This window comes from Pseudonocardia sp., assembly GCF_025965585.1.
Lineage (GTDB): Bacteria > Actinomycetota > Actinomycetes > Mycobacteriales > Pseudonocardiaceae > Pseudonocardia.
On record NZ_JAOPWR010000481.1, the window covers coordinates 1 to 8,298 of the forward strand.

Here is an 8,298-nt window from a genome sequence, read left to right on the forward strand (position 1 = left end):
GCGCCCCCCGCCGGAGGTGGGCGGGTCGGCGAGGCGGCGCCGGCCTACGGCGACGTCGGGTTCCGGGGCGCGGCGACGGCCGGGCCGGTCGTCGACGAAATCGGGAGCACGGCGGCGTCCCGCGCGGGGCTCGTGACCGGTGTCGGCTCCGCCGCGGTCCGGCAGGAACGTCTCGGCCGGGTCGAGCGCCCGGCGGCGGCCTGGCCGCGTCCCGGCGGCGGGCTCGGCGGCACGATCGTCGCCGGCCGCGGATCCTGCGGGCTCCACGGCGTCGAGGGCGCGACGACGCCCTTCCCCGAACGCGACGACCGGCTCCGCGGAGCGGCCTGCGACGGAGGGCTCCGGGCTCCCCGGCGCCGCCGCGGGCGGGTTCGATGCGGGCGGGCCCGACGGCCCGAGGAGGTCCTGCGGGTCCGCCAGGCGACGTCGCCCACCGGTGACGGGGACGGACGGCGCGTCGAGCCGCCACGGCGCGGTGGCGATGGGATCGACGCCGGACCGGTCCTGCACCCCGGACCGCTGTGCCCCGGACCGCTGTGCCCCGGTCTCGGACTCCCCCGATTCCGGTGCCCACGGTTCCGGTGCCCACGAGGACGCCCGCGTGGACCGGATCTCGGTCGGCCGGTCGTCCGGGTCCGGCCCCGCGTCGAGGGGGAGGGGACGGGCGCCGTCGGTGATCCGCTGCGCGGGATCGGCCCACATCGGGGTGTCGTCGGCGGCGGGGATGCCGGTCCACGACGGTGCACCGTGCGCCGCGGCGGGGCGGGAGCCGCCGAACGGGTCGCGCTGACCCGGCGCGGACCCGCCGAACGGGTCGCCGTGACCCGACTCGAACTCGCCGGCCGGGGCGCCACCGGTGGGTGCCCGGTGCCCGTTACCGGGAGCGTCGGCGTGGTGAGGGGCGCCGTCCGCCGGGAACCCGCCACGGGGTCGCGCACCGTTCACCTGCGAACCGCCCCAGCCCGCGACACCGCGCCCGGGGACCCCGCCATCGGGGCGCCGGTCGTACACCCCGTGCGAGGCGCCGGTCGGCGCAGCCGCGGGACCGGACGGACGGACGGACGGCCCGGCACCGGCGTCGGGGGGCCCGAACGGGCCGGACGACGGCTCCTGCTCCGATCCCGCCCCCACCGGAAAGCCCCCGGTGGGCGCGGCGCGGTGCGCGGGCGCCCGACGGTGGCCGTTCACCGGGTCGTGGGACGCGGCAGCGGGCGCGTGGCCGTTCACCCGCTCGTGCGACGCAGCGGGCGCGTGGCCGTCCGCCCGCTCGTGCGACGCAGCGGGCGCGTGGCCGTTCGGGGGCGGTGCCGGCCGGTGGCTGAACCCGGTCGCGGCCGCGCCGAGGATCCTGATGCCGGTGGCGGTGCCCGTCGCGGCGCCGTTCCGGGTGCTCGGCTGCTGGTCGACGGCGGGCACAGCGGTGGTCGCCCGGCCCGCGGCGGGCTGCGGCGCCGGCGCCTCCTGCTCGCCGGCCTGCTGTTCGGCGAGGCGGGCGGGCATCTCCAGCGGCAGCACGGTGCGTACCGGGTAGGGGTTGCGGCCGCGCACGACGATGGTGCCGCGGAGCATCCGGCGCAGCTCCACGTCGAGGGCCGCGGCGTCGCGGGTCGGGCCGGTGGCCACGCCGTAGAGCATCCAGCGGGAACCGTCGACCCCGACGAACACGGACGTGGCTGCGCCGCTGGTGGCGTGCAGCTCGCGGCCCCAGTCGCCGGTGAACGACCGGACCCGGGCGCCGCCCTCGCGCAGCGAGACGTCGATCTCATTCGCCAGGTCCGGCCACAGCTTCGACGACTTGGGCGCGGCCAGCGCGCTCACCGACAGCCGTCCCTCGGGCAACGACACGTGGACCGCCTGCATGCGGCCGTTCTCCGACGGCTCGACGGTGATCGAGCCCCGCGCGGGCACCGGCACCCGGACAGCACCGAAGTCGACGGTGCCGGCGGCCAGCGTGACCTCGGGGTCGAGGTCCTCGTCGTCGTGCGGGCCGTCGCCGGGCACGTGCACGGGGTCGTACTCGACAGCGAGCTCGTCGTCGAGGTCGCCGAGGTAGTCGAGTTCGTCGCGGTCCACCGCCGCCTGGCGCGCCACTACGGCGCCTCCCCCGCGAGCCGCTCGTGGCCGCCGGTGGAGCCGTGCCCGCCCGTCCCGCGCTCGGATGCGGGAAGCTCCGCGACCTCGACGAACCGCGCCTGCTCGACGCGCTGCACGACGAGCTGGGCGATGCGGTCGCCGCGGCGCAGCACGATCTCCTCGCGGGGGTCGAGGTTGACCAGGCAGACGAGGATCTCGCCGCGGTAGCCGGCGTCGACGGTGCCGGGGGCGTTGACGATCGACAGGCCGGTGCGGGCGGCCAGCCCCGAGCGGGGGTGCACGAACCCTGCGTGGCCGGGCGGCAGGGCGACGGCCACCCCGGTGCCGACAAGGGCCCGCTCACCGGGGGCGAGCACGACGTCGGCGGCACAGTGCAGGTCGGCTCCGGCGTCGCCGGGACGCCCGTAGGCGGGCACCGGTAGGCCGGGATCGAGCCTGGTGAGGAGCACGTCGACCGGACGCCCGGGCACGTCGGCGGCAGGCGGTGCGGTGGACGGCGCGGGTGGGGGAGCATCGACGCGGCCGGACACGACGGTCGACGCTACCCTCCACGATCGTGACCGAACATCCGTCTCCCGCCTCGCCTGCGACGTCCGGCAGCTCCGGATTCGACGAGCGGTTGTCCGTCCCGTGGTGGTGGTACCTGCTGGCGGCGTTCGTCGCGGTGCTGCTCGGCGCCGAGATCCACATGGGCTATCCCGGCATCCGGTCGTGGATCGGGTACGTGATCCTCATCCCACTGTTCGTCGGCGCACTGTTCTGGCTGGGGCGCACGCGGATCCGCGTGGCCGACGGCCGGCTGCAGGTCGGGGCGGCCGTCGTGCCGCTGCGGCACACCGGCCGGGTGGAGATCGTGCACAAGGCCGCCAAGCAGGAGGCGCTGGGCCCGGAGCTCGACCCGACGGCGTACCTCATGCACCGGGGCTGGATCCGCTCGCTCGTGCGGGTGGAGCTCACCGACCCGGACGACCCCACGCCGTACTGGATCTTCAGCGTCCGCCACCCCGAGCAGCTGCTGACGGCCCTGGGCCGCTGAGGGCCCGATCTCGACACCCGAAAGCTCGACACACGAAAGCCCCGGGCCGATGAACGGTCCGGGGCTTGACGTGCGTGGATCAGGCGGCGCAGTCCCGGCAGATGTACTGCGTGCCGTGCGTCTCAGCAAGCCGGCTCCGGTGGTGCACCAGGAAACAGCTGGCGCACGTGAACTCGTCGGCCTGCTTCGGGAGCACCTTGACGGTGAGCTCCTCGCCGGACAGGTCGGCGCCCGGGAGCTCGAAGCTCTCGGCCGTGTCGGTCTCATCGACGTCGACCACGGACGACTGGGCCTCGTTACGACGGGCCTTCAGCTCGTCGAGCGAGTCCTCAGCCATGTCGTCGGTCTCGTTGCGCCGTGGTGCGTCGTAGTCGGTAGCCATCGTTCCCACCCTCTTGACATGCGCTTGTGTCGTCGTCGTGCCGCTGGACAACGTCACAGCGACGGTGTTTGTGCCCGGCAAATGAGTGACTCAGGTCTCATTCGGTTGCGTGTTCCCGGATCGAGTCCGACGTCAACGGCTCCCCTGGGGCGCGCAGAGGTTAACTCAGTGCCCGGGCGACTCGCCGCCGCCCTGGTCGCACCGCGGTCGGCGTCACCTCCGACCACTAGGGTCCACGTCGTGGCAGCACCTTCCGAGCCCCGGTCCGGCACCCCCGCAGAGCCCCGTCCGGGCGCCGACCCTGACGCCGTGGGAGCCTGGCTGGCGGCCGCGCTCGGCGATCCGGCGTGGCGGAAGTGCACGCTGTCGCCGATCGGGGCGGGCCGCTCGAACCTCACCTACCGCGTCGAGAGCGCGGCGGGAGCGGTGGTGCTGCGCAGGCCGCCCGTCGGTGAGGTCGCGGCCACGGCCCACGACATGGGCCGCGAGCGCCGGGTGATCTCCGCGCTCGCGGGCACCGCGGTGCCGGTCCCCCGCGTGCTCGCCGCGTCCGACGGCGGAGCGCCGGTGGACGCGCCGTGCTTCGTCATGGAGCTGGTCGAGGGCGTCGTGCCACTCGGGGAGCTCCCCGCGGGCTGGGCCACCGAGCCCGACGACCGCCGCCGGATGGGCGAGGCGCTGATCACGGTGCTGGCCGACCTGCACTCCGTCGACCCCGAGGCGGTCGGGCTCGGCGACTTCGGCAGGCCCGAGGGCTTCATGGCGCGCCAGGTGCGGCGCTGGACCACGCAGTGGGAGAAGGCCCGTGAGGTCCCCGGCGGCGACGGCGACCCCGCCGCGCTCACCGGTCTCGCCGAGAGGCTCACCGCGACAGTGCCCGCCGCGCAACGCCACACGATCGTGCACGGCGACTACCGCATCGACAACTGCCTGTTCGACGTCGCCGACCCCGGCCGGGTGGCGTCGGTGCTCGACTGGGAGATGTCGACGCTCGGCGACCCGCTGGCCGACCTCGGGCTGCTGCTCGTCTACTGGGCGCAGGTGGCGGAGCAGCCCGTCTGGCGCGCGGCCCAGTACCTGGACAGCCCCACGCGCCTGCCCGGCTTCCCCACCCGCACGGCGCTGGCCGCGGCCTACGCCCAGCGCTCCGGGCTCGATCTCGCGCCGCTGCCCTGGTACGTCGCGTTCGGCGCGTTCAAGCTCGCAGTCGTGCTGGACGGCATCCTCGCCCGGGTGCGCGCCGGGATGGTGCCGGCGTCGATGGCCGCCGGGCTCGAGGGCAGCTCGGGCCCGCTGGTGGCGCTGGCCGGGCACGTGCTGGAGACGGGGTCGGTGGGATGACGCTCGACGTGTTCGCCCGCGCGGAGAGGGAATCGTGAGCCTCGTCGTACGTGCGCCCGCGGAGAGGGAGCTGTGACCGTGCGCAACCGCCCCTACCAGCGCCGCCGCCGCGGCCCGGTGCTCACCGTCGTGATCGTGCTGGCCGTCGCCGCCGTCGCGACCTGGACGACGGTGCTCGTCAACGCGGGCGCCGGATCGGGCAGCGCGTCCTGCCCGTTGCCGGCCACGGGCCCGCCTCCCGGCGAGGCCCAGTCCCCCGGCGCGCTGGACGGGGTGGCGCCCGTGCCGGCGTCGTCGGTCAGGGTGCGGGTGCTCAACGCGGGCGGTCAGCGCGGGCAGGCCAACCTCGTGGCGGCGCAGCTCGGCGACCTCGGTTTCGTCCAGGCGGCCCCGCCGGAGAACGACCCGTTCTTCCCGAAGGGTGACATGACGTGCCGGGGGCAGATCCGGTTCGGCCCGGGCGGCCGGGGCTCCGCGAGCACGATGACGCTGGTGCTGCCGTGCGCGGAACTGGTCCGCGACACCCGCACCGACGCGACCGTCGACGTCGCGGTGGGCACGTCGTTCGGGGACGTGAACCCGTCGAAGGCGGGCCGTGACGCGCTCGCCGACCTCGCCGCGCCCGCGGCGGGCGACACGGGTTCGGGCAACGCCGACCCGTCGGGCGGGTCCGCGGCGCCGGCCACCGCGTCGGTGGACCAGGCCACCCTCGACGCGGCGCGCAAGGCCACCTGCTGACGCCCGCCGCGCCGAACTCCCCCCGCTGCGCCGGCTCCCCTGGCCGACCCGCTCAGACCTCGGCCGCCCCCTGCTCGCGGACCAGCGCCCCGAGCTCCTCGGCGATGCCAGGGGTGGCCGCGAAGAGGGCGTCAGCGCCGAGGCCGTCGTCGGGCGGCGCGCTCCCGGTGGGCCCGGGCACCCGCACCACCGCCCCCGCCTCGGACGCGACGAGCGCGGCGGCCGCCCAGTCCCACCAGCTGCAGCCGTGCTCGAGGTAGGCGTCCATCCAGCCCGCCGCGACGGCGCACAGGTCCAGCGCCGCCGATCCGGTGCGCCGGACGTCGCGCACGCGCGGCAGCAGCCCGCTGATCATCGCGACCTGCCGGACGCGGCGCTCGGCGCGATAGGAGAAGCCCGTGCCCAGCAGCGACAGCGCCACGTCCGAGGCGCCGGAGACCCGCAGCGGACGGCCGTCACAGGTGGCGCCGTGACCTCGCGCCGCGCTCCACACCCGTCCCGACGCGGGCTCGACGACCGCCCCGGCCAGCGAATCGCCGTCGCGGACCGCGGCGAGCGACACGGCGTACCAGGGAAGCCCGTAGAGGAAGTTGACGGTGCCGTCGATGGGATCGACGACCCAGCCGACGCCCGGACCGGTGGCCGACCCGCCGTGCTCCTCCCCCATCACCGTGTCACCGGGGCGCAGCTGCGCCAATCGCTCGCGGACGAGGGTCTCCACGGCCGTGTCGGACGCGGTCACGACATCGGTGGGCGTGCTCTTCGTGGACACGCCGTCGCCGGGCTCGCCCTCCCACGGCCGGGGCAGCCCGCGCAGGTACTCGGCGGCCTCGCCGGCGACCTGTTCGGCGATCCGCCGCAGCTCACGGGGGTCGTCGGCGTCGTGCGCGGGTGCCACATCGGGGGTACGCTCACAGGGGTCGGTCACACCCGTCATCCGACCACAGTGCGGCTCCGGTACGGCCGTCCGGGCCATCCCCGAGGACGCGCGGGGGCAGCAAGGCGCGAACACCCCGGAACACGCAGTTACAATGGCTGAGTACCCCGATCCGGCACGGCCTCCGACGCTCCGTCGGACGACGATCCGGTGGGTGCTTCCGAACCGATCTCGACAGATCTCGACCAATGGCCGGGCCAGCGCATCATCGCCCGGCTCCTGGCAGAGCGCACCGTAGCGAGAGGGCCTAGTGGCAGCCGCAGACTCCGCAAGCCGCACCGACACGTCCGTCGACCCGACGGCCGCCGCACCCACCCGACCCCGCAGCACGCGGTCGGCCGGTACGGCGACGAAGACCGCCACGAAGGCGGCGCCCCGGTCGCGCGCGGCCTCCGCCAAGAGCGGGGCGCCCGCCAAGCCGGGCGCGGCCAAGAAGAAGGCCTCCCCCGGCGCCGAGGGCGAGCCCACCGACCTCGACGGCGCCGACGTCGAGCTCGACGGTGACGTCGAGGTCAGCGACCTCGAAGAGGTCGACGTCGAACTCGAGGCCGACCTGGTCGTCGACGGCGCCGCCGACACGGACGACGACGATGACGACGATGACGACGACGACGAGGAGGTCGCCAACACCGGCGCCAACCGTCGCAGCCCGTCGTCCCGCCAGCCGTCGTCCACCCCGCAGAAGGGCTCCGACTTCGTCTGGGACGAGGAGGAGTCCGAGGCGCTGCGACAGGCCCGCAAGGACGCCGAGCTCACCGCGTCGGCCGACTCGGTCCGCGCGTACCTGAAGCAGATCGGCAAGGTCGCGCTCCTCAACGCGGAGGAGGAGGTCGAGCTCGCCAAGCGCATCGAGGCCGGCCTCTACGCCGCAGAGCGGATGCGCCGCTCGATCGACGCCGGCGAGAAGGTCTCCCCGCAGCTGCGGCGCGACCTGCGCTGGATCGTCCGCGACGGCGAGCGCGCCAAGAACCACCTGCTGGAGGCCAACCTCCGCCTCGTGGTCTCGCTGGCCAAGCGCTACACCGGCCGCGGCATGGCGTTCCTGGACCTGATCCAGGAGGGCAACCTCGGTCTGATCCGCGCGGTCGAGAAGTTCGACTACACCAAGGGCTACAAGTTCTCCACCTACGCCACGTGGTGGATCCGGCAGGCCATCACCCGCGCGATGGCCGACCAGGCCCGCACCATCCGCATCCCGGTGCACATGGTCGAGGTCATCAACAAGCTGGGTCGCATCCAGCGCGAGCTGCTCCAGGACCTGGGCCGTGAGCCCACCCCGGAGGAGCTGGCCAAGGAGATGGACATCACCCCGGAGAAGGTGCTGGAGATCCAGCAGTACGCCCGGGAGCCCATCTCGCTCGACCAGACCATCGGCGACGAGGGCGACAGCCAGCTCGGTGACTTCATCGAGGACTCCGAGGCGGTCGTCGCCGTCGACGCGGTGTCGTTCACGCTGCTGCAGGACCAGCTCCAGTCGGTGCTGGCCACCCTGAGCGAGCGCGAGGCCGGCGTCGTCCGGCTGCGGTTCGGCCTCACCGACGGCCAGCCGCGCACCCTGGACGAGATCGGCCAGGTCTACGGCGTCACCCGCGAGCGTATCCGCCAGATCGAGTCCAAGACCATGCACAAGCTCCGGCACCCGTCCCGCTCTCAAGTATTGCGCGACTACCTGGAGTGAGGCGCGGCGCGCTCCGTCGCCACCGAGGTAGCGTTTGATCATCGGCGACGACAGCGTGGAAGGAGATGTGCCATGACCGTCCTGGACAGCAT

The 8,298-nt window shown here is 74.6% G+C and carries 8 protein-coding genes; 4 read left to right on the plus strand and 4 right to left on the minus strand.

Annotated elements, in window-relative coordinates:
• Both JWR81_RS29790 and dut read right to left on the minus strand, forming a co-directional pair.
• Positions 1–2,091, minus strand: a 2,091-nt coding sequence (locus tag JWR81_RS29790) for a DUF3710 domain-containing protein (RefSeq protein WP_297660402.1), incomplete at its 3' end; no start/stop codon positions are given.
• Complete coding sequence (dut, locus tag JWR81_RS29795) at positions 2,091–2,564, minus strand: dUTP diphosphatase (protein ID WP_297660425.1); 474 nt, start codon at positions 2,562–2,564, stop codon at positions 2,091–2,093. The genes dut and JWR81_RS29790, both read right to left, overlap by 1 nt.
• A gap of 86 nt (positions 2,565–2,650) precedes the next feature.
• On the opposite strand from dut, the gene JWR81_RS29800 reads away from it, so the two are divergent.
• Positions 2,651–3,130, plus strand: coding sequence for a DUF3093 domain-containing protein (locus tag JWR81_RS29800; RefSeq protein WP_297660404.1), 480 nt, complete (start codon positions 2,651–2,653; stop codon positions 3,128–3,130).
• A gap of 79 nt (positions 3,131–3,209) precedes the next feature.
• On the opposite strand, the gene JWR81_RS29805 is transcribed toward JWR81_RS29800, so the two are convergent.
• Positions 3,210–3,512, minus strand: coding sequence for a DUF4193 domain-containing protein (locus tag JWR81_RS29805; RefSeq protein ID WP_296372562.1), 303 nt, complete (start codon positions 3,510–3,512; stop codon positions 3,210–3,212).
• Between the two features lie 240 nt (positions 3,513–3,752).
• On the opposite strand from JWR81_RS29805, the gene JWR81_RS29810 reads away from it, so the two are divergent.
• Together JWR81_RS29810 and cei are read left to right on the plus strand one after the other, a co-directional pair.
• Positions 3,753–4,853, plus strand: coding sequence for a phosphotransferase family protein (locus tag JWR81_RS29810; protein ID WP_297660408.1), 1,101 nt, complete (start codon positions 3,753–3,755; stop codon positions 4,851–4,853).
• 72 nt (positions 4,854–4,925) lie between these two features.
• Positions 4,926–5,591 carry an envelope integrity protein Cei gene (gene cei / locus JWR81_RS29815; RefSeq protein WP_297660411.1) on the plus strand — a complete coding sequence of 222 codons (666 nt, stop codon included), beginning with the start codon at positions 4,926–4,928 and terminating at the stop codon, positions 5,589–5,591.
• 52 nt (positions 5,592–5,643) lie between these two features.
• On the opposite strand, the gene JWR81_RS29820 is transcribed toward cei, so the two are convergent.
• Positions 5,644–6,528, minus strand: coding sequence for an inositol monophosphatase family protein (locus JWR81_RS29820; protein ID WP_297660414.1), 885 nt, complete (start codon positions 6,526–6,528; stop codon positions 5,644–5,646).
• Positions 6,529–6,778: 250 nt separating this feature from the next.
• On the opposite strand from JWR81_RS29820, the gene JWR81_RS29825 reads away from it, so the two are divergent.
• Positions 6,779–8,206, plus strand: a complete 1,428-nt coding sequence (locus tag JWR81_RS29825; protein ID WP_297660420.1) for an RNA polymerase sigma factor — start codon at positions 6,779–6,781, stop codon at positions 8,204–8,206.
• Positions 8,207–8,298 lie beyond the last annotated feature (92 nt).